Origin of the sequence: Frigoriflavimonas asaccharolytica, assembly GCF_013294015.1 — a bacterium.
GTDB lineage: Bacteria > Bacteroidota > Bacteroidia > Flavobacteriales > Weeksellaceae > Frigoriflavimonas > Frigoriflavimonas asaccharolytica.
In genome coordinates this window covers 85,649-107,151 of the sequence record NZ_JABSNO010000008.1, presented here as the reverse complement: position 1 = coordinate 107,151, position 21,503 = coordinate 85,649, and the positions used below count along the sequence as shown (strand labels likewise).

The window sequence follows — 21,503 nt, the reverse complement described above, 5'->3', positions numbered from 1 at the left end:
CTCCTAAAAGAAAAAAATCGGAGCGTTTAGTCCCCGATTTAGTCCCCGATAATGTTAAGTTACTGATTTACAGTAGTTGTTTGTAGACCCACAGGGACTCGAACCCCGAATGTCGGTACCAAAAACCGGTGTGTTACCAATTACACCATGGGTCTCTCTCATTTGGTGGTGCAAATTTAAAAAAAATTTCACAATTTGCAAACATTTTTGAAGAATTATTTATAAATTGTATCAAATTTATTTTAACATTCTATGACTATCGACTTTAACAATTTTAATATCAATACTTTATACCCCAAAACCGATTTTGAAAGTGATGTAATTTTTTTTCTCAAAGATTGGTTTTCTGCGTCTAATACTGTAGAAATACAATCTTCTGGTTCTACGGGCGCTCCAAAACGATTCGAAATTGAAAAACAGAAAATGAGAAATTCTGCAAAAATGACCTGCGATTTTTTACTTCTAGATCAAGATTGTACCGCGTTGCTTTGCCTACCGATTAAATATATATCTGGAAAAATGATGGTTGTAAGAGCTATAGAAAGCAAAATGAAATTGATAATCTCTACGCCATCTTCTAGGCCGCTACAAAATATTGAGCATAATGTAGATTTTTGCGCAATGACGCCCTTACAAGTAGAGCATTCTTTGGATAGTCTTTCCTTAATGAAAAATTTAATCATCGGTGGAGCTCAAGTTTCTGAAAATTTAAAACAGAAAATTAATAGTATTTTAAAAATCGAAAATGCGGATTCTAAAATTTTTGAAACGTATGGAATGTCGGAAACACTTTCTCACATTGCTTTAAAACAAATATATCCCGTTGAAGATAAATATTTCACGGTGTTGGATGGTATCAAAATTTCTCAAAATGAAAATTCTTGTCTTAAAATTGATGCTCCAAAATTGAATTCCGAAATTTTGCAGACCAGTGATATTGTACATATTGTTGATAAAAAGCGTTTTGAGTTTTTGGGAAGGGCAGATTTTGTGATTAATTCTGGTGGCGTGAAAATTTTTCCAGAGATTTTGGAGAATTTTTTGAAGAAAAATGGAATCGAAAAGGAATTGATATATGCCGGAATTGAAGATGAAATTTTGGGGCAAAAGTTGGTGCTTTTCATTGAGGGAGAAGAAGATTCACAGATGAAAAATAATGTAAATAATATTCCATTTGAACAAAAGTTTCATCGTCCGAAAGAAATTGTATTTTTGAAACAATTTCCTAGATCCGAAAATGGAAAGATTTTGAGGAAAGATGTTGTATTTAAAAATTTAAAGTAAAAAATACTTTTCCAAATTCATAATTGATATGAAAGATTTCACTTCAGAACTTATTTTTAAAACTTCTCGCAGTAGTGGAGCAGGAGGTCAGAATGTGAACAAAGTTGAAACCGCGGTTACCGTAATGTGGAATTATTTGGAAAGTGAATTGTTTTCGGATTTTCAAAAACGTAAGATTGCGACGAAACTTAAAAATAGAATTAATTCTGAAAATATTTTGCAAGTAAATGCTTCTGAATTTCGTACGCAATTGAGAAATAGAAAATTGGCTACCGAAAAAATATTGGATTTGGTAGATGAAGCGCTCATTATCCCAAAATTGAGATTAAAAACAAAACCTTCTCGTGGCAAAGTTGAAAAACGCTTGAAATCTAAAAAGATAATTTCTGAAAAGAAAGCCAATCGGAAGTTTAGAGAATAATTTAGTAGAATATTTTCGCAATTCCTTCTGCTATTAAAATTTTTATCTTTGTTTGCCGCGCTTCTATTTGCCTGCAAAAATGTGAATACTTAAAAAACTAGGATTGATGTATGCTTTAATTTTTACCCTCGCCATATTGGTTTTGCTTTATTTTAAAAATAAAAGGAAAGGAAAATTATTTGCGATAGGAGATTTCATGCTACCAGCTTTGAGTGTTTTACTGATAGCGGGAATGTTTTTTTCTCTCGGTAAAATGATTTCCAATTACACTTACGACTATTTTTTTGAGAAAAAATATGATGCGACGGTGGTTGAATATGACTAAACGGGTGGCGATTCTGATTCTGAATCTGTTCCAATTGCCGTGGTAGAATTTAAAAATGAGCACAATCAATTGCTGAAAAAATCAACTGGATATGGAACAAGTCATCCTATTGAAATCGGAAAAAAAATAGATGTTACTTATAAAGAAGGTTCTGAATATGTGCGCGTTATGAATTTTGGCGAAATGAAATTAATGGGAAGTATTGTTTTATTTTTCTTTTTTGTAGCTGCCATCGGAATTGTTGCAATTGTGTTGTATGTATTCGATAAGGATATTTCATTTGTTGGTGTACTCGCGTTTGGTTTTGTAATATATGTGGTGTTTCCACTGGGAATGCTGTCGCTTCTGCTTATACTTTCAAAGGTTATTCTGGATTATTTCTCTGGTATAAAGGATGATATTTCAATTTTTGCGCTGGGAATGTGCATTTTCTTCGTTATCACGATATTTTTTATCTTGATTGGTTATGTGAATATGCTTTTTGGGAAGAAGTTTAATTTTAAGAAAAACAATGATAGCAGTAGAATTCAGAAGATATTAAAGATCAATAAAAATATTAGAAAATAATTTTTAGAAATTTTTAATTATTAAATTCATTATTTCAATTACTTCTCTTTCAAATTTTGCATGAATTTCTGGTGAAGGAAGCGTTCCCGAAGTAGAAATCTAAGCTACTCCCAAAAGATAGGACAAAAATCCGCATAATTTAAGATATGATTTTTGCGGTGTTGGGCTAAAATGTGGGTAACTTTTTTGGCCTTTAAAAGCCAAAAAAAGTTATCCATTTTTTATGCCACGGCTCTTTGATGATATATTTCTGCTGGCGTTTTATAATGCAAAGATTGATGGAATCTTTCATTATTATAAAACTCAAAATATTTTTTTAGACCCTCATACAAATCTAAACCATTTTCATAAGCTTTCAAATAAATATCTTCATATTTTACCGATCGCCACAATCTTTCTACAAAAATATTATCCAAAGCTCTTCCTTTGCCATCCATTGAAATTGATATTTCATTGTATTTCAATACATTAATAAAAACATCACTCGTGAACTGACTGCCTTGATCGATATTAAAAATTATTGGTTTTCCATGTTTTTTTATCGCTTCTTCCAAAACTTCAGCACACCAATCTGCGGTCATTGAGTTCGATAAAGACCAATTTAAAACGTATCTTGTATGTAAATCTACAATCGCAATTAAATACATGAACCCCTTTTGCATAGGGATATACGTAATATCTGTCGCCCATACTTGGTTTTTTTCAGAGATTTTTAAATGTCTTAATAAATACGGATATTTTTTGTGCAACTGATTGGAAATGCTCGTTTTAGGTTCACGGTAAATAGTCCTCCAGTTAACCACTTTCATCAATCTTCGAACCCGTTTTATATTGATTGAAAACCCATTTTCTTTTAACAAAGCCATTAATTTTAATGCGCCATAAAATGGGGTTAAAAAATACTGTTCATCCAACAATCTCATTATTTTCAAGTTTTCTTCACCCCCTTCCAAAGGTTTGTAATACAGACCACTACGGTGGATACTCAGTAAATCACATTGCTTTTCTTGGCTTAAATCTTTGCACTTTTCAACCAAATTCCTTCGTTCATTTAAAGGCTTCATAGCAACTTTTTTTTTAAGAAATCAATTGCCATTTTTTGCTCTCCAATCTGCGCATAGAGCACTTGCAAATCTGCTTCTTTTTTCTTTTCTGCATCATTGTTTTCACCTGAAAAAACGTTCTCAAAATTACTCAACGCTTGTGCTTTCCAAAGACTAATTTGAGTTGGTTGCAATTCATACTTCTTGGCTAAAACCTCTAAAGTGCTTCGCTCTTTCAAAGCTTCTAAAACTACTTTTTTCTTGAATTCTTTGCTAAAATTCCTTCTAATTCTTGACATAATATTTAAAATTTAAAATTACTAATTTTATATCTTAAATCTCTGTCCTAATTTTGGGGTATAGCATAATCCCACGATTTGTAGGAATATCTTTTGTGCAAGTTGCCATTGCTTCTCTTATATTTCTAGAATGATTTGTAGAAATCAAGGGCTTTTGCAATCGCGCTTTATGCGGAAATACTTTCTTTTTGGATACGTTTGGTGATTCCCCAGACTTTTAGTTTGAAGAGTTCGTTCATAATACTAAATTTACTCTAAATTTCGTAATTTTGAAAATACCTACAATATAATTATATGAAATCGCCAATAGCAGGATTTTCAGACAAGCACCGATGAAGATTAGGCGATACCATTTGACCATAAAAAATAATAAAAATCTACAAATGAAAAAGAAGTTCTTTTTTACACTAAATGAAATCAATAAGAAGGTTTTGCCAAAGCTTAGCGGAAAAGATCCTTTGAAAATGAATAAATTTCAAAAGGCAATTTTGGCGTATCGGTATTATGTGTTGATTAATTCTTTGGATTAGGGGTTTTATTTATGTGGCGCAAAGGTCGTAGACTTTGTATGGTGGAATTACTTTATTAATGATTTATTTTTTCTTGCCGTTTCAAAAAAATTATGTTTTAAAATTTCATTTCTTCTAAAAATATATTCTATTGAATCTCCTGCTTTTTTAGATACAGAATCACCTACTTTATACGAATATTCACATAATTCATTATCGCCATTTAAAAACGTTACATATAAAAAATTATGTTCGTTTCGGTTATTATAAACTTCAATGACTTTAGTATATCTTTCTTCTGATAATAATTCAGTTTTTACCGCTTCATCATTTGTTCTTTTAAGATAGAAAAAAATTATAACAAAGAAGCCCCATAATTACAAAGAATATTCTCAATGATTTCTTTAAAGAATCATCTATTCCCTGTTGAGGTATTTTTTTTAACTTTGAGTTTCTATTTTTTATTGATGTTTTTTCAAAACTCATTCTTCTTAATTACTAATAAAAATTTTGTAAATATATTTGTCTGCATAAATGAACTTCTTTTTATTAATTAGCAAAGTCGGTAAATTTTGCGCGGGTAGATTTACTTATTACAATCCTTTATTCGCAGTCCGACTTGCTTTATATATTCAACATAAAATTAAAAAGCGAATTTTTTAATTTAAATTTTTAAATTTCTATCGAGATTTTTACTTTTCCGCCAAGTCCTTTTTCTACAATGTCGTACAAGGTTTTGAGCGTTAGATTACCACCATTATTTTCTATTTTCGAGATGTATTCTCTCTTTTTATCCACTAAATTTCCTAATTCGGTTTGAGTGAGTTGTTTTTCTTCTCGTGCTTTTTTTAATAGTAAACCTATTTTAAATGATGAAAAATCTCGGTCTAACTCGTCACGTCTTTCAGTGCCAGTTTCACCATAGATTTCATCTTTTATCTTATTCCAGCTTTTAGTTTCCATTTTCTTTTAATTTTTCATTGTAATATTCAGCCATAATTTTTAAAGCTTTTGCAATTTCGTTTTTCGGCGTTTTTTGTGTTTTCTTTTGAAACGCATTCATTAAGACGACCAATTTTTCGCCATCAAAAAAACAAAATACCCTCCAGATATTTGAGCCAAGTTGTATTCTTGCTTCGTAAAGTCCATCTGTTCCTACAATATGTTTTAAATAATTTGAAGGTACTCTTTCCAAAGTTTCTATTGCTTCTATAATTTTATAGATCTTGTTTTGAACCTTAGTATTTTGGATCAAAATAAAATCTTCAAAATAATGTTTAAAAGCGATAACTTTCCTAACCTTCAATACACAAAGGTAATTTAAAAGTTACCATTCGGCAAATTTTTTATTCTTGATAATTTCGTTATAAAAATAATAATGTATTTTCTACAAGTCTCTGATTTACCACAATATAATCGCAGCCCGACTTGAGTGGAAATCCTTTTTTGTGACGAGGGAACGAGATGCAAAAAAGATTGGGAACGGAAGGCAGATTAAGCTGCCCAAATAAAAAAAACTCTCTTCAAAAAAATTGAAAAGAGCTGTAAATTGTATATTTTTTTCTTCCTACGAGTTTTCTAAAATATAAGAAAACATCAATGGTGCGCAAATCGTTGCATCACTTTCTACAATAAATTTTGGGGTGGTAATATCTAGTTTTCCCCAAGTGATTTTTTCATTCGGAACTGCACCAGAATAAGAACCATAACTTGTTGTGGAATCGGAAATCTGACAGAAATAAGACCAAAATGGAATGTCCGTCATTTCCATATCTTGGTACAACATCGGAACTACGCAAATTGGGAAATCGCCCGCAATTCCACCGCCAACTTGGAAGAAACCAACGCCTTTTCCACCGGAATTTTTTGGGTACCAATCTGCCAAATACATCATGTATTCAATTCCAGATTTCACGGTAGAAGCTTGTAATTCACCTTTGATGCAATAACTGCTGAAAATATTTCCCATCGTAGAATCTTCCCAACCTGGAACTACAATTGGCAAGTTTTTTTCTGCTGCAGCGAGCATCCAAGAGTTTTCTTTTGGGATTTCATAATACTGCTCTAATACTCCTGATAAAAGCATTTTGTACATATATTCGTGCGGGAAATAACGTTCGCCTTTTGCTTCGGCATCTTTCCAAATTTCTACAATGTGTTTTTGCAATCTTCGGAATGCTTCTTCTTCCGGAATGCACGTATCTGTAACTCTATTTAAGCCTCTTTCTAGCAAAGCCCATTCGTCTTGCGCTGTTAGATCTCGGTAATGTGGCACTCTTTCGTAGTGAGAATGCGCTACGAGATTCATTAAATCTTCTTCTAAATTGGCTCCGGTACAAGAAATGATATCTACTTTATCTTGGCGAATCATTTCTGCCAAAATTTTCCCGATTTCTGCGGTAGACATTGCTCCAGCCAAAGTAATCATCATTTTTCCACCATCTTTTAGGTGTGCTACATATCCTTTGGAAGCATCTACCAAAGCGGCAGAATTAAAATGCAGATAGTATTTTTCTATAAATTCCGTAATCGGTTTGCTCATAATTTTTTGATTTTAACAAAGATAATAATTTCTGTAAAATTATTGGAAATTGTGCTCTCTTAATCACAAAAAAACCTTTCAAAATAAATTGAAAGGTTTAGCGTTTTTAAAAAAAATGGGTTGCTTTATTTTGCAGCCATTGCTTCTCTTATTTTATTTTCTATCTCATCAGAAAGTTCTGGATTGTCTTTCAATAGTTCTTTCACAGCATCTCTACCTTGTCCTAGTTTAGTATCTGCATAGCTGAACCAAGATCCGCTTTTCTTCACGATTTCCATATCTACTGCAGCGTCTAATATTTCGCCAATTTTAGAAATTCCTTCACCATACATGATGTCAAATTCGGCCATTTTAAACGGTGGTGCTACTTTGTTTTTCACAATTTTCACCTTCACTCTGCTTCCAATAGCATCATCTCCATTTTTTATCGGCTGACTTGCTTTTCGGATGTCTAATCTTACAGATGCGTAGAATTTCAAGGCATTTCCACCCGTTGTAGTTTCTGGATTTCCGAACATTACACCTATTTTTTCTCTCAATTGATTGATGAAAATCACGGTACATTTCGTTTTAGAGATTGTTCCAGTTAATTTTCTTAATGCTTGAGACATTAATCTTGCGTGCAATCCCATTTTGGAATCTCCCATTTCGCCTTCTATTTCGGCTTTTGGCGTAAGAGCTGCTACAGAATCTATTACTACAATATCAATTGCGCCAGAACGGATCAAATTATCTGCAATTTCTAAAGCTTGTTCTCCATTATCTGGTTGAGAAATGATTAATTCATCTAAACTAATTCCTAATTTTTTTGCGTATCCACGATCAAAAGCGTGCTCTGCATCTATAAATGCTGCAATACCACCAGCTTTTTGAGCTTCGGCAATTGCGTGTAATGTAAGGGTAGTTTTACCAGAAGATTCTGGACCGTAGATTTCTATTACTCTTCCTCTTGGATATCCGCCAACTCCTAATGCGATGTCTAATCCTAAAGAACCAGAAGGAATAACTTCTATGGTGTCATCCACAGAATCGTCTCCCAAAGTCATTACAGTTCCTTTTCCGTATGTTTTATCTAGTTTTTCTAGGACTAGTGCTAATGCTTTTTTCTTTTCGTCTTTTTTGTCTTCAGTTTTTGCCATTTTTTTAGCTTTATTTTTTACAAAATTAAGCAATTTTGTATAGAAATACTATTTTATTTTTTTTTCTAGGTTAATGGTTTTTTACATTATTTTTAAATTTTAAATAATCTACCAAAACCTGCTCCTGCTCTTTATTTCCTCTAGCAATTTGCTTTTTGCGAGGTATTAAACTTCGAATATTTTTATTGTAAAAAATTCTACTTTTTGGAAACCACATTCTGTTTTTCACTTGGGGAATTTCTAATCTTTCGCAAGTTTCTTTATCCAGAAGAAAATGGGTGCAGCAAATGTGCAAGTATTTCAAAAATTCTCTTTGAGGTTTAAATTTTAGCATCGGATTTTCCAGAGATTCATTTAATAATGATTTGGCCAATTGAATAGAATCTTTGTCGGCAGAAGGTTGAACGCTTGTCCAGAGATAAAAATTTTCTACGGCTTCTTTTTTATTCTCAGCCATCAATTCTGGGGAAATTCCTAAAAGGTAACCTACATATTTCCACAAAAGGAAAGTGCCGGCTTCTTCTTTTTCAGAAATATCATGACCCAAAAGTTTCAAACTATGCAAAATAATTAAACTAAAACCGCCATAAGTTGCCATCATATCCCATTGATTGATGGGTTCTCCCCAATTTTCTGTATTCCAATCTGGTTGGTGTTTTTTTATAGAAAGTCGAGCGTAAGAATGGATCATCCTGATTTTGATGCAAGATTCGTAACCTTTTCCGTGCAATTGAAGCGCATTTTCTCGGGTTACGTTGATCCAAAATTCTAGCGTATCTGAAAGTCTTTTCATCGCGCCTTTTTTTAGAAGTCCGGTTGCTATTAAAGGTTTGTTGAGGTGTGCATAATCGTAACCACCCATCAAACTGTAATCTCGTAGAGAAATAAGTGCATCGATACCCACTCTTCGGCATAATTCTGCACCTGCTTCCATCAATTCATAATCTACCCAATCTGGAATTTCTTGAGTTTGTAGAAATAAATTTTTTGCACTTTCTGGAATTTCATCTTCTGCAGAAACTGTATTTTTGATGTAATTTTCAATTTCTGCGGCAGCTTCTGGATAAGATTTTGTGAAGTAAATTTCTTTTACAACGGCATCTCCAAGTTCATCAACTTTGTAGAAATTAGTTGCAAATTTCTCATAATTATCAAAAGAAACTTTTGCACCCGTCCAATCGATGAGTTTTTTTCCATTTCCCTTTGTCCAAAAATTTTGGAAGTGTGGACTGTCTTTGTATATTGGTTTTGGGAATGGATTCATCAACCAAAATTACGGAAACTGATTTTGTTTTGGTGTGATGGTTGTCAGGAAATAGATAATTGAATTAAAAATACATTGATCACAAATTAGAAATCCGCGATAAAAAGAACAGGATTTGATCCAATTATTTTTACTTTTTAAATCTATTATCATTAATTATTTTTGTGTAAAGATCTAAAGTTGTAGAATCTTTTTCCCTTAAAAGATCTAATATTAAATCCTGCTCTTTTGGGTTATAATTAAAATCTGTGTCTTGTATTTTCCAATACCAATCTTCTATAAAATTTGAATTATTTTCAAAATCGTATTCAATTATTGAACTTAAAATACCTTGCCTTGTGAATGAGCCTTCGGTTGGTATTACTTTGAATTTTTCTTTAAATAATTTCAAAGCATTTTCATTATTAATTTGAATTAAAAGATCAGTCATGAAATATTGATATGGCCACGATACATGTTCATTTATCCAATAAAATTGAAATATTTTAAAGATTCTATCTTTATCTGGATAATCTAATAATCTTTCATATTGTGAAGCAATGAGAAAACTCACCAAATATTTGTAATCTAAAAGATCGTCAGTTTTATAGTTTTTGTTATATAATTCTATAGAATTTGGATTAATTATTTGGATTAATTCTTCAGTACTTAATGTGTCCGCAATTAATTTAAGTGCATTTAAAGATTTAGATGTTGAGTCGTCATTATCATTACATACCATTAATCTTTTATGGTATGGGCATTTTACACTTATTTCATCCTTAAATTCAATTAAATTGATTAGGTCATCAATAGAATTTGAACCAGTAATTAAATTATTATTTCCAGTATCTTTATAATAATATTTATTGGTTAAAATTAAAATTTCTAATAATTTTATTGGATCATTAAGTAAAATTTTATAGTCTGCTGTAGATAATGTTTTTAAAAACTTCCATTTTAGTAAATAATTACTGTTGCTATAATTTAAAAATGATTCATATTCATTTGCAGTTTTAAAGGTTTTATGATAAATATTTTCGAAACATTGTAGAGAAAATTCTTTGGATGAATTTCTTTTTAAATTATATTCAATCCCTATTATTCCTTCATTTTTTTCTGTATCTAACTTTTTATCATAAATATAATCGTAAATTGGGAAAGTAAAATACTTATTTGTGTTAGTGTAAAATGAACTAATTATTTTTGACTTTTCTTCTAAATTTGGTTCAAATAAGGAAATATATTTTAAACCCAAATATGAATTTTTATCTTTTTTTAAAACTATTTTTTTTGCAATATTTAATAATTTATTTCTTCTTGCACTTTTATAATTGTCATTATTATAATCCTGATCATAATAATAGTCTGAAAGATAAACCCAAGATGGTAATGATGCCCAATAACCCAACCTATTGTTTTTACCTTTTTTTATAATTGCTAAAATGGAACTAAAGTAAATTTCAGGTTCTATTTTTTCAAAATTAATAAGTTCTAAATCATTATTTAATTTGTCCCAAACTCCGTCTAAAATTACAGCGGTAACTTCTTCAAAGTGAACGTATTCTACTCCAATATTTTGTGCGCAAGATTTTAAAAAATCAATATCTCTGTAATCTAATATTTTATTTTTGTGAATGATGTACGTGTATTTTCCAATACTAAATTTTGGACTATCTCTAATTAAAATCCTTTGATTCTCATCCAAAATATTAATCACATCATCAATAGCACCTTGATAAGTTTTAGGATATTTATCTGTTTCTAAATTGCTTTGTGCAAAAATATTATTACAAAGATTTATTATTAGGAAAAGAAATAGAATATTTTTTTTAAATCGATTCATAAAAATGTAAATGATTTATACAAATGTATCAAAAAATAGATAATCTAAATTTTTGATTTTTTCGTCATAAAAATAATTTATATCCTGGTAATTTTTAACCAAAAAACCTCCAGAAAAATTCCAGAGGTTTCAAAAAAATTTAAAAATTAATTTGTTTATAAAGTTGAAGAATGTACCAATAAATCTGTCAATTTATTAGAATATCCCATTTCGTTATCATACCAAGAAACTACTTTCACGAAAGTTGGGGAAAGCATAATTCCTGCATCTTTATCAAATACAGAAGTTCTTTTTTCTCCTACAAAATCTTGAGAAACTACAGCGTCTTCTGTGTAACCTAAAATTCCTTTTAATTCTCCTTCTGAAGCAGCTTTCATTACTTGGCAAATTTCTTCATAAGAAGTTGGTTTTTCCAATCTTACCGTTAAATCTACTACAGAAACATCTGCTGTAGGAACTCTGAAAGACATTCCTGTCAATTTTCCGTTCAAAGATGGAATTACTTTACCTACTGCTTTTGCAGCACCTGTAGAAGATGGGATGATGTTGTTTAAAGCTGATCTTCCTCCTCTCCAATCTTTCATAGATGGTCCATCTACGGTTTTTTGGGTTGCAGTAGTTGCGTGAACAGTCGTCATCAATCCTTCTAAAATTCCGAAATTATCATGCATTACTTTTGCTATTGGTGCAAGACAATTCGTTGTACAAGATGCGTTAGAGAAAATAGTATGGTCTTTTGTTAGTTCTTTGTGGTTTACACCCATTACGAACATTTGTGTATCATCTTTTGGCGGCGCAGAAAGGATTACTTTTTTTGCTCCAGCGTTGATGTGTGCTTGTGCAGATTCTTGGGTAAGAAATAAACCTGTAGATTCTACAATGAATTCTGCACCTACTTCGTTCCATTTCAAATTGTTAGGATCTCTTTCTGCAGTTACTCTTATTGTTTTTCCGTTTACGATTAAGTCATTTCCTTGTACAGAAACTTCACCGTCGAATTGACCATGTACTGAATCATATTTCAGCATGTAAGCCATATATTTTGCATCGATCAAATCATTGATTCCTACAACTTCTATGTTTTCTCTTTCTGCCATTGCTCTAAAAACGAGACGTCCGATTCTTCCAAATCCGTTAATTCCTACTTTGATTGTTGACATAATTTGTTATTTATTTTAAAATTAGTTATTTATTAAATAGCGAGTATTTCTGAAATCTTCAGCAAATTTTCATTAATAGTATTGTGTTTTTTAATTGCTTCTTCTATCGGAGTGTACACCATTTCATTGGATCTTATGCCCACCATTTGATTAGAAATGCCTTCCATCAAACCTACTACAGCTCCATATCCTAGTCTAGAAGCTAAAACTCTATCTGCACAACTCGGACTTCCGCCACGCTGAATGTGACCCAAAACCGTGATGCGAATATCATAATCCGGAAATTTTTCTTTTGTTTTTTCTGCAAGTGTATATACGCTTGCTAGTTTTTCTCCTTCTGCGACTACCACTATGCTAGAATTTTTACCACGTTTTTTTGCTCTTTCAAAATTTTCAAAAAGATCTTCCAAACTGTCTTTTTGCTCTGGTATCAAAATATCTATTGCTCCCGTAGCTATTCCACTATTTAAAGCGATAAAACCTGCATCTCTTCCCATCACTTCTATGAAAAATACACGATTGTGAGATGTTGCCGTATCACGAATTTTATCAATCGCTTCCATCGCAGTATTTAAAGCTGTGTCGTATCCAATGGTATTATCTGTACCAAAAATATCATTATCAATGGTTCCTGGTACACCAATGACTTGAATTCCAAATTCTTCATTAAAAATTTTTGCACCCGTGAAAGTTCCATCTCCTCCAATGCAAACCAGAGCATCGATGTTGTTTTCTACACAATTATCGTACGCTTTTTTCCGACCTTCATAGGTTCGGAATTCTTCGGATCTAGCAGATTTCAAAATAGTTCCACCAAGATTGATGATGTTGCTTACAGAACGTGCACCCATTTTGGTAAATTTTCCGGCGATCAAACCGTTCAAGCCTTCGCGTATTCCTACTATTTCTAAATTATGATAGATTCCAGTTCTTACAACTGCCCGTATTGCGGCATTCATTCCAGGGGAATCTCCTCCAGATGTGAAGACGCCAATTTTTTTTATTGAATTTTTGATCATAATTTTTGTACAAAAGCAAATTTACGAAAATTAGGTTGATTTTAAAATTTAATCTAAATTATTTACAGAGAGCATTTTATTACCCCTAAAAATAAAAATCAGAATTTCAAATTAAAGGTATATTTTTGTTTAAATTAAAATATAATGAAAAAATATTTACTTATTGTAGTGTTATCTACGTTTGCACTCAATTTGAATGCGCAAAAACAAATTTTTGAAGCTCCAGATTTGAAAACAAAAATTCAAGAGCAGAAAACTGTTGCCATCATCCCGTTCGATGTAATTATTACTTACAAAAAAATTCCCAAAAACTTCAACAAAGAAGCCAATGATGCTCAAGAAGAAAAAATGTCTAAAAGCATACAAAGCAGTATGTACACTTTTCTGCTAAGAAAAAAAGATAAGTATTCTGTGCAATTTCAAGATGTAGATAAAACCAATATTTTAATTAAAAAAGCTGGTTTAGAAGATAAATTAGACGAAACTACAAAAGATGAATTGGCCAAAATTTTAGGTGTAGATGCTGTAATAGGTGGTAAATATGAGATAGAGCAAACAAAATCTGAAGCTGGTGCAATTGCAACTGCTGTTCTTCTTGGTGGCTTTGGTGGAAAAACCGGAACTGGTACTTTAACTTTAACCATCAATGATGGGCAAAGTGGAGATCTACTTTGGAGATTTTTCAAAACTTTGGATGATAATATTTCTACTTCTACTGATGATGTAGTAGAACATATGATGAGAAAAGTTTCCCGAAATTTCCCATATGGTGATTAATTTTTTATAAATAAACAGCAATCCTATCATTAATTGATAGGATTTTTTTTACCCAAAATTTCATCAGTCATACCTTTTAAAAACCACAGGCGAAAAAATATATCGAGAAGTTTTTATTTCTGCTGCATCTACATCTAATTCAAACCAAGGCGAAATTTCTTCGTTATGAGGGTTTTTCATGATTGAAATAGATTGTGCTGGTGTAAAACCTTCTCCCTATAAGTACAATTTTTTTCCATTTTTATTTTTAGATACACCAGCTACAAAAACCACATGTCCTGGACTTCCAGGTGTGATCAAAAAAATCGCCCGTTTGAAGCTTATTATTGTCTATAATTGCTTCTGTTTCTTTAAACAAGGAGATTGTACCTGCATACGTGAAAATTAAATCTAAATATTTTCTAAAATTTTCAGACGAATCATCTGCAGAAACAATCTTAGTAAAACTAACTTTATTACCAGAAATTTTCGGTCGAATTCCGCTTTTGTAGTCGTTCCAAGTGCAAAGATCTCCGCTTGTAAAGTGGAATTTAATTTCATCAAATTTTTTCGCTTTGTACAGATATTCGGCGCGTAATCTTATGATGGCATCTGCGCATTGTTGCAAATCTTTTTCACCAACATCTACATCAAAAATAGCTTCGTGCCAATTTTGATTTTCAATTTTCTCATTATTGAACTTTATGATTGGGCTTCCATATTTTTTCAAAGGGAAATTTTCTAGAAAATTAGAATAAGAATTCTTTTCTGAAGCTACCCATTGATAATTGTCTGGTGCATCAAAACGTTCTCGAATGGTGTTTTTGTCTTTGTTGATGATGGTTTTTTGTGGATTTTCACTTTTTGCTAAATTCAACAAACTATTGTCTATTCCATCTTCAAAATTCACCTTTTTTTCGCAAGATAAAATAGAAATTAGGAAACACAAAAGGACTATTTTTTTCATATCTAAAGATAGTCATATTTTCAATTAACCTTTTGTGCATTTGGGAACAAATTTTTTAACGCAAAGAATTTTAAACATGTATATTTATTTTAAGTAAACAAAGAATGCGAATATTCGCATTTGAAGCGAACGCTTTATCAAATCTGCTTGCAGATTCCTCTTTGCTAACTTAAATTTGACATAATAAAAACAAACTTTGCGTTTAATTTTTTTTAATTAGCTGATAATATAAGTTTTATATTTTAAATTCTAAATGCGCAATAAGCTCAATTAATGTTAATTATCATAAAAAATTTACTGCATAAATTTGTTATATTTACCTATTAATTCAAAATATTATGACGCATCTACCAGTACAAGGATTTTCAAAACTATCCAAACAAGAAAAAATAGATTGGATTGTAAAAGAATATTTAGACGATAATAAGGACTTTGAGAAAATTCTTAAAAGCTATTTGAATGAAAATGCAGACTTGCAAAAATTGCACGAGGAATTTTCGGAAAATACCTTGACTAATTTTTATATGCCTTACGGAATTGCCCCAAATTTTTTGATAGATGGCAAAATAATGGCGATTCCAATGGTAGTAGAAGAGAGTTCTGTAGTTGCCGCAGCCTCAAAAGCTGCAAAATTTTGGATGGAAAAAGGCGGTTTCAAAACGACCATAATCAATACCCAAAAACTTGGACATACCCATTTTATTTTTGATGCAGAACCTCATAAAATAAAGCATTTCTTCAATTTCAATTTGAAGAAAAAACTAATGGAAGCTACAGATGCCATCACTTCGAATATGAGAAAACGTGGCGGCGGAATTTTAGACATCAAATTGATAGATAAAACTTCCGAAATGGAAAATTATTACCAATTGAAAGCAAGTTTTAATACCGTAGATTCTATGGGTGCGAATTTCATCAATTCTTGCTTGGAGCAATTTGGAAAAACATTGAAAGATGAGGTGCAAAAGGAAGAATCATTTAGCCAAGTAGAAAAAGATTCTTTGCAAATTGTGATGAATATTCTTTCCAATTATACGCCAGATTGTATTGTACGCGCAGAAGTTTCTTGCAAAATAGAAGATTTAAAAGACGATAGCGGAATTTCTAACGAAGATTTTGCCAAGAAATTCAAGCAAGCCATCAGAATTGCAGAAATAGAACCGTATCGTGCAACTACGCACAACAAAGGAATTATGAATGGAGTAGATGCAGTGGTGATTGCTACAGGAAACGATTTTCGTGCAACTGCTTCTTGTGCACACGCTTATGCAAGCAAAAGTGGAAGTTACAGTTCGCTCACACATTGCACAATTGATAATGGTATTTTTCGCTTTTGGATAGATCTTCCCATTTCTGTAGGCGTAGTTGGTGGTCTCACAAATCTTCATCCTTTGGTTAAATTTTCTTTGGCATTACTGGGCAAACCATCTGCACAAGAATTGATGAGCATACTCGCAGTTTCTGGTTTGGCACAAAATTTTGGAGCTTTACGTTCATTAATAACGACAGGAATACAAAAAGGTCACATGAAAATGCATCTTCTGAATATTCTAAATCAAATGGGAGCAACGGAAGAAGAGAAAGCACATTTTGTAAATTATTTTAAAGATAAAACGGTCACGCATCATGAAGTAATTTCCGAATTTGAAAAATTGAGGAATGTTTAGATTTTGCTATTTATCACTTGTATTCTTTTTTAGCCTAAATTTTTCGGCTCAAATCACGAATTTTTCTGTTGATAAAAGTTTAATTAAAAAAGCAGAAGAAATTCGGGAAGAATGTAATGATAGTATTTCGCATTATAGTTACAAGAAAAACGAGGAGCTTTGGAAAAAGAAATACAGCGAATTTTATTTAAAAAAAATGGTAAAATTGAAAACGCTGTATGAGCAATTGTACAATGCAGATCAAATAAGTACTCTTACAAGTTTTACTGTAATTAACGGAAAAGAAAAACCTGATACAGCAAATACGATTTCTGAAAAAAGTATAAAGCAAGCCTCTGATTTAGCTAAAGAAGAACATCCATCAATATCAATTGCAGAAACCGAAAATTTCGAACAATTAGCAGATTTGAATATTTTTATTCGTCAAAATTTTCCACAACAGTTTTATATGGATGGTGATGGAAGATATACTTGCCAATTGAAATTTCTAATAGATGTAGACGGAAAATTTAAAAAAATAAAATACAACGGAGAAAAAGCTGAGTTTAATCTTCTAAGTGCCATTTATTTATATTCTATACAAAAACTAGAAAAACCTTTGCTCTATAAAGGCAATGCTGTGAAGGGAAATTTTCAACAGCCGATAACTTTGATTATACAATAAAAATTATTATTTAGTTTAAAATAAAAATGAGAAAAACGATAATAATTTTTACCGTAGTTGCAGCTGCAATTTATATTGCAATTTGTACTATTCTCTACTTTTATCAGGAGAAAATCATCTTTATTCCAGAAAAGTTGGGCAAGAATTTTACGTACAATTTCCCTGAAAAATTTGAAGAGATCAATGTAAAAATGGAAGATGGAACACAATTAAATGGTGTTTTATTTAAAGCAGAAAAATCTAAAGGTCTTCTATTTTACCTTCATGGCAATGGTGGAAGCGTCAATTCTTGGGCACATATTTCTAAATTATATACAGATTTAGGATATGATTTATTTTTATTAGATTTCCGCGGTTATGGAAAAAGCGGAGGTGCAATTGCTAGCGAAAAGCAAATTTTTAAAGACAATCAAACGGTATATAATTTTTTCAAGAAAAAATATACGGAAGATAAAATTGTAGTTTTAGGCTATTCTATTGGTACAGGTTTGGCTGCCAAATTGGCTTCGGAAAACAACCCTAAATTATTAATTTTGCAAGCACCATATTACAGTTTGACGGAAATAATGGAGCAGAACTTTTCTTTTATTCCGAGTTTTATTTTAAAATACAAATTTGCAACCAGCGAATATTTGAAAAAATGCAAAATGCCAGTTGTGGTATTCCACGGCACAAATGATGAGGTAATACCTTTTGAAAATTCTAAAATGTTGGAACAAGAATTTAAAAAAGGGGATGTGTTAGTTCCCCTTGATGGTGAAATTCATAGTTTAATTACTGATAATCTAGAATACCAAGCAAAATTGGAAAATATTTTAAATAATTAAAATATTTATGCAGTGATTGCAAACAAATCATCTACAGTTTTTCTGAAAATCTCGTAAGATTTGATGCGCAATTCATTTTCGTAGATATGTGAAGTTATCATTATCTCGTCCACTTCAAAAAAGTTCTGAAAAGCTGAAATTTTTGTTTTTACTGTTTCATGTCCTCCTATAAAACTGTAATGCAACATATTCATTACATGTGCTTTTTCCGTGGGATTCCAATAAGAATCTATATCTTCAATTGGTTTCGCGTAAGGCTTTCTATCATTTCGGATGAGATTTGTGAAGGCTTGATATAATGTTGTTGCCAATTTTTCTGCTTCTTTGTCAGTATCTGCAGCAATACCATTTACACAAGAAATAATATAAGGTTTTGAGAGCTGTTCACTTGGTTCAAAATTATTTCTATAAATTTCAAAAGCTCTTTCCATCATTTGTGGTGCAAAATGGCCCGCAAAAGCATACGGAAGTCCCATTTTTGCAGCAAGCCAAGCGCTATCTGTACTACTGCCCAAAATATAAATAGGTATATCACAACCTTCGCCAGGAATTGCTCTCACCAATGAATTTTCATTTTCTGTAGAGAAATATTTCTGCAATTCTTGTATTTGTTTTGGAAAATGCTGATTGATGTTTTCTGGATTTCTACCCAAAGCTTTTGCCGTTAATCCGTCTGTTCCAGGTGCTCTACCAACACCTAAATCTATTCTACCCGGATACAAACTTTCTAAGGTGCCAAATTGTTCTGCGATAACCAAAGAACTGTGATTGGGTAGCATTATTCCTCCCGAACCAACTTTAATTTTGGTCGTTCCATTAGCAATATATCCTATCAAGACGGAGGTTGCAGAACTGGCAATGCTCGCCATATTATGGTGTTCTGCGAGCCAAAATCTTTTGTAATTTAATTTTTCTGCTGCTAATGCAAGATTTAAGCTATCATTGAATGTATTTTTTATGGTTCTGTTTTGCTTTACAGGTGCAAGATCTAAAACAGATATTTCGAAATTTTTCATTTTTTATTTAAATAATAGATAGAATAATTCGTGCCAAAAAATTATCCAATAGTTTTTGGAGAGTAATACTGCATAAATTCTTTTGCGGCAAATTCAAATTCGGCCCATGTTTCTGAATTAATAGTAAAAATGGCAACTCCGCAAGTTTTAAATATCAAATCTGTGCCACAAAGAGAATTGGCAAATTCTGAAATACTATTATTGTGTGAGAAAATTGCTAAAGACTGAGAATTTTCATCAGCATTGGTAATTACTTTTAAAAATTGACGCTCGTTTGCGTGGTATAATTCTCTTGTTTCTGAAAAATTTATTTGATATTTCTCTGCAAAAAATTCACAAGTAGATTTCGCCCGATTTGCAGAACTGGTAATCATTTGATCGATAGAAATATTTTTGCGAAATAAAAATTCCGCCATTTTTGGGGCGTTTTTTAAACCTCTTTCATTAAGTGGTCTTTCAAAATCAGGAATAGGAAATTGCCAATCACTTTTGGCATGCCTTACAAGAATTAATGTTTTCATTATTAAAAAATTTCTCTGCTAATGTATCTATTTCCTCGCAATATTTGTACTACAAATTTCAGTTTCAGAAATTTTATTTATTATTTTAGTAAATTTGCCAACGATGGCACAGATTATGGCAATAGATTATGGCAAAAAGCGATGCGGAATAGCAGCGACAGACGATATGCAAATAATCGCAAGTGCCGTAGACACGATAGAAACTCCGAAAATATTTGAATTTTTCAAAAATTATTTTATTTTAAACAAAGTTGAGAGCATCGTTGTTGGTTTGCCAAAAGATTTGAAAGGAAATATGAACGAAATAGAAACTGAAATTTCTATATTTGTAAAAAATTTTCAAGAAGCTTATCCGCAGATAGAAGTTTTTAGATTTGATGAAAGATTTACTTCCAAAATGGCATCTTTTTTCATCTCTCAAAGTGGAAAAAGCAAAAAGAAAAGACAAGAAAAAGGGTTGATAGATAGAGTAAGTGCTACTATTATTTTGCAAAATTTTATGGAACAGAAACAAAAATGATATTACCAATACGAGCATTCGGAGATGCAGTTTTAAGAAAAGAATGCGCTCCCATAGATAAAGATTATCCAGATTTAAAAGGTCTGATTGACAATATGTTTGACACTTTAGAAAGTGCCAACGGAATTGGCCTTGCTGCACCGCAAATCGGCTTGGATATTAGACTTTTCATCGTAGATGTTTCTCCTTTAGCTGATGATGAAGATTATGCGGAAATAGCTGAGGAATTGAAAATATTTCGCAAGATTTTCATTAATGCGAAAATTCTTGAAGAGAGTGGAAAAGAATGGAAATTTAACGAGGGTTGTCTTTCTATTCCAGATGTGCGAGAAGATGTGAAAAGATTGGATACCATAAAAATAGAGTATTACGATGAAAACTTCCAGAAGCATACGGATATTTTCCAAGACATAAGAGCTAGAGTGATACAGCATGAATACGATCATATAGAAGGTATTTTGTTCACAGATCACCTTAGTAATCTGAAGAAAAAAATGGTAAAAGGAAAGTTAAATAAAATCTCGAAAGGTGAAATAAGTGTGAATTACAAGATGAGATTTCCAAAATAAATATAAATAAATTTTAAAAATGAAAGAAAACAATAAAGCGTTAGAAAAAATCATTTCAATATCTGGAAAACCAGGACTTTTCAAATTGGTTTCTCAATTGAAAAATGGGTTCATCATTGAAGACGTTATCAGCAAAAAGAAAGTAAGTATTGGAAATTCTAGCCAAGTGAGCTTGTTGGATAATATTGCTATGTTTACTTTTGATAAAGAAGTAAATCTCTATGAAGTTTTTGAAAACGTAGGTAAAATGAGTAATTATGAAGCAACTATTTCTCACAAGTCTACCGATGCAGAATTAAGAAGTTTCATGGAAAAAGCTTTGCCAGATTATGATACAGAAAGAGTGTATGTTTCTGATATGAAAAAATTGGCACAATGGTACAATACGCTTCAATCTGCGGGTTATATATCAGAAAAAGCATTTGCAGATAGAGCTGCTGCACTAGAAAATCCAGATGAAAATGCAAGTCCAAATTTAGATATGGCAAAGCAGGAAAAAGTACAAAACAAAACAGCAAATACGAAAGCTAAAGCTAGTACTGGAGCAAAATCCAATACAAAATCTACGCTTTCCAAAAAGGGTTAATATTTTTAATCTT

25 protein-coding genes and 1 tRNA gene are annotated in these 21,503 nt (G+C 31.6%); 11 read left to right on the top strand and 15 right to left on the bottom strand.

The window, feature by feature from the left end:
- Positions 1–83: 83 nt before the first annotated feature.
- Positions 84–155 (bottom strand) — tRNA-Gln (locus HNQ03_RS07245).
- 97 nt (positions 156–252) lie between these two features.
- Between HNQ03_RS07245 and HNQ03_RS07240 the strand changes: the two genes are divergently transcribed.
- From HNQ03_RS07240 to HNQ03_RS07225, 4 genes are all read left to right on the top strand, one after another.
- A complete protein-coding gene (locus tag HNQ03_RS07240) occupies positions 253–1,284 on the top strand; it encodes an AMP-binding protein (RefSeq protein WP_173779004.1) in 1,032 nt (343 codons plus the stop codon).
- Between the two features lie 28 nt (positions 1,285–1,312).
- On the top strand, positions 1,313–1,705 hold the full coding sequence (gene arfB / locus HNQ03_RS07235; RefSeq protein WP_173779003.1) for an alternative ribosome rescue aminoacyl-tRNA hydrolase ArfB: 393 nt from the start codon (positions 1,313–1,315) through the stop codon (positions 1,703–1,705).
- Between the two features lie 106 nt (positions 1,706–1,811).
- On the top strand, positions 1,812–2,030 hold the full coding sequence (locus tag HNQ03_RS07230; RefSeq protein ID WP_173779002.1) for a hypothetical protein: 219 nt from the start codon (positions 1,812–1,814) through the stop codon (positions 2,028–2,030).
- A gap of 39 nt (positions 2,031–2,069) precedes the next feature.
- On the top strand, positions 2,070–2,597 hold the full coding sequence (locus tag HNQ03_RS07225) for a hypothetical protein (RefSeq protein ID WP_173779001.1): 528 nt from the start codon (positions 2,070–2,072) through the stop codon (positions 2,595–2,597).
- A 221-nt stretch (positions 2,598–2,818) separates the two neighbouring features.
- Here the strand turns inward: HNQ03_RS07225 and HNQ03_RS07220 are convergent, their stop codons facing one another.
- From HNQ03_RS07220 to pfkA, 10 genes are all read right to left on the bottom strand, one after another.
- Positions 2,819–3,661 carry an IS3 family transposase gene (locus tag HNQ03_RS07220; RefSeq protein ID WP_173779000.1) on the bottom strand — a complete coding sequence of 281 codons (843 nt, stop codon included), beginning with the start codon at positions 3,659–3,661 and terminating at the stop codon, positions 2,819–2,821.
- Positions 3,658–3,939, bottom strand: coding sequence for a transposase (locus tag HNQ03_RS07215; RefSeq protein WP_173778999.1), 282 nt, complete (start codon positions 3,937–3,939; stop codon positions 3,658–3,660). Before HNQ03_RS07215 ends, HNQ03_RS07220 begins: the two co-directional genes overlap by 4 nt.
- Before the next feature lie 1,181 nt (positions 3,940–5,120).
- Complete coding sequence (locus tag HNQ03_RS07210) at positions 5,121–5,411, bottom strand: helix-turn-helix domain-containing protein (protein WP_173778998.1); 291 nt, start codon at positions 5,409–5,411, stop codon at positions 5,121–5,123.
- On the bottom strand, positions 5,401–5,703 hold the full coding sequence (locus HNQ03_RS07205; RefSeq protein WP_226927456.1) for a type II toxin-antitoxin system RelE/ParE family toxin: 303 nt from the start codon (positions 5,701–5,703) through the stop codon (positions 5,401–5,403). Before HNQ03_RS07205 ends, HNQ03_RS07210 begins: the two co-directional genes overlap by 11 nt.
- A gap of 312 nt (positions 5,704–6,015) precedes the next feature.
- The gene (locus HNQ03_RS07200) at positions 6,016–6,990 is read right to left on the bottom strand and encodes a deoxyhypusine synthase family protein (RefSeq protein WP_173778996.1); all 975 of its coding nucleotides are present in this window, start codon (positions 6,988–6,990) and stop codon (positions 6,016–6,018) included.
- Positions 6,991–7,115: 125 nt separating this feature from the next.
- The gene (recA, locus tag HNQ03_RS07195; protein WP_173778995.1) at positions 7,116–8,129 is read right to left on the bottom strand and encodes a recombinase RecA; all 1,014 of its coding nucleotides are present in this window, start codon (positions 8,127–8,129) and stop codon (positions 7,116–7,118) included.
- Between the two features lie 70 nt (positions 8,130–8,199).
- Positions 8,200–9,393, bottom strand: a complete 1,194-nt coding sequence (locus HNQ03_RS07190) for an oxygenase MpaB family protein (protein WP_173778994.1) — start codon at positions 9,391–9,393, stop codon at positions 8,200–8,202.
- A 130-nt stretch (positions 9,394–9,523) separates the two neighbouring features.
- Positions 9,524–11,218, bottom strand: coding sequence for a hypothetical protein (locus tag HNQ03_RS07185; RefSeq protein WP_173778993.1), 1,695 nt, complete (start codon positions 11,216–11,218; stop codon positions 9,524–9,526).
- 155 nt (positions 11,219–11,373) lie between these two features.
- Positions 11,374–12,378, bottom strand: coding sequence for a type I glyceraldehyde-3-phosphate dehydrogenase (gap, locus tag HNQ03_RS07180; protein WP_173778992.1), 1,005 nt, complete (start codon positions 12,376–12,378; stop codon positions 11,374–11,376).
- A 32-nt stretch (positions 12,379–12,410) separates the two neighbouring features.
- The gene (gene pfkA, locus HNQ03_RS07175; RefSeq protein ID WP_173778991.1) at positions 12,411–13,397 is read right to left on the bottom strand and encodes a 6-phosphofructokinase; all 987 of its coding nucleotides are present in this window, start codon (positions 13,395–13,397) and stop codon (positions 12,411–12,413) included.
- A 144-nt stretch (positions 13,398–13,541) separates the two neighbouring features.
- Between pfkA and HNQ03_RS07170 the strand changes: the two genes are divergently transcribed.
- Positions 13,542–14,174, top strand: coding sequence for a hypothetical protein (locus tag HNQ03_RS07170; RefSeq protein ID WP_173778990.1), 633 nt, complete (start codon positions 13,542–13,544; stop codon positions 14,172–14,174).
- Positions 14,175–14,237: 63 nt separating this feature from the next.
- On the opposite strand, the gene HNQ03_RS16095 is transcribed toward HNQ03_RS07170, so the two are convergent.
- Both HNQ03_RS16095 and HNQ03_RS07165 read right to left on the bottom strand, forming a co-directional pair.
- Positions 14,238–14,354, bottom strand: a complete 117-nt coding sequence (locus HNQ03_RS16095) for a DUF4846 domain-containing protein (protein WP_226927455.1) — start codon at positions 14,352–14,354, stop codon at positions 14,238–14,240.
- 67 nt (positions 14,355–14,421) lie between these two features.
- Complete coding sequence (locus HNQ03_RS07165; protein WP_226927454.1) at positions 14,422–15,120, bottom strand: DUF4846 domain-containing protein; 699 nt, start codon at positions 15,118–15,120, stop codon at positions 14,422–14,424.
- Between the two features lie 338 nt (positions 15,121–15,458).
- Between HNQ03_RS07165 and HNQ03_RS07160 the strand changes: the two genes are divergently transcribed.
- Genes HNQ03_RS07160 through HNQ03_RS07150 form a run of 3 tightly spaced genes read left to right on the top strand, consistent with a single transcriptional unit; the run spans position 15,459 to position 18,278 of the window.
- Entirely contained in the window at positions 15,459–16,787 is a 1,329-nt protein-coding gene (locus HNQ03_RS07160; RefSeq protein ID WP_173778989.1) for a hydroxymethylglutaryl-CoA reductase, degradative, read from the top strand.
- Positions 16,780–17,451 (top strand): hypothetical protein, encoded by a 672-nt coding sequence (locus tag HNQ03_RS07155; RefSeq protein WP_173778988.1) that lies wholly within the window; start codon positions 16,780–16,782, stop codon positions 17,449–17,451. The genes HNQ03_RS07160 and HNQ03_RS07155 overlap by 8 nt, the downstream gene beginning before the upstream one ends.
- A 26-nt stretch (positions 17,452–17,477) precedes the next feature.
- Positions 17,478–18,278 (top strand): alpha/beta hydrolase, encoded by an 801-nt coding sequence (locus HNQ03_RS07150; protein WP_173778987.1) that lies wholly within the window; start codon positions 17,478–17,480, stop codon positions 18,276–18,278.
- Between the two features lie 5 nt (positions 18,279–18,283).
- On the opposite strand, the gene HNQ03_RS07145 is transcribed toward HNQ03_RS07150, so the two are convergent.
- Together HNQ03_RS07145 and HNQ03_RS07140 are read right to left on the bottom strand one after the other, a co-directional pair.
- Positions 18,284–19,294 (bottom strand): LLM class flavin-dependent oxidoreductase, encoded by a 1,011-nt coding sequence (locus HNQ03_RS07145; RefSeq protein WP_173778986.1) that lies wholly within the window; start codon positions 19,292–19,294, stop codon positions 18,284–18,286.
- 41 nt (positions 19,295–19,335) lie between these two features.
- A complete protein-coding gene (locus HNQ03_RS07140) occupies positions 19,336–19,815 on the bottom strand; it encodes a SixA phosphatase family protein (RefSeq protein ID WP_173778985.1) in 480 nt (159 codons plus the stop codon).
- Positions 19,816–19,918: 103 nt separating this feature from the next.
- On the opposite strand from HNQ03_RS07140, the gene ruvX reads away from it, so the two are divergent.
- The 3 genes from ruvX to HNQ03_RS07125 are packed head-to-tail and all read left to right on the top strand — an operon-like array spanning position 19,919 to position 21,490.
- Positions 19,919–20,335 (top strand): Holliday junction resolvase RuvX, encoded by a 417-nt coding sequence (ruvX, locus tag HNQ03_RS07135; protein ID WP_173778984.1) that lies wholly within the window; start codon positions 19,919–19,921, stop codon positions 20,333–20,335.
- Positions 20,332–20,904: a peptide deformylase gene (def, locus tag HNQ03_RS07130; RefSeq protein WP_173778983.1), complete on the top strand. Its 573-nt coding sequence runs from the start codon at positions 20,332–20,334 to the stop codon at positions 20,902–20,904. Before ruvX ends, def begins: the two co-directional genes overlap by 4 nt.
- Positions 20,905–20,923: 19 nt before the next feature.
- The gene (locus tag HNQ03_RS07125) at positions 20,924–21,490 is read left to right on the top strand and encodes a DUF5606 family protein (protein WP_173778982.1); all 567 of its coding nucleotides are present in this window, start codon (positions 20,924–20,926) and stop codon (positions 21,488–21,490) included.
- Positions 21,491–21,503 lie beyond the last annotated feature (13 nt).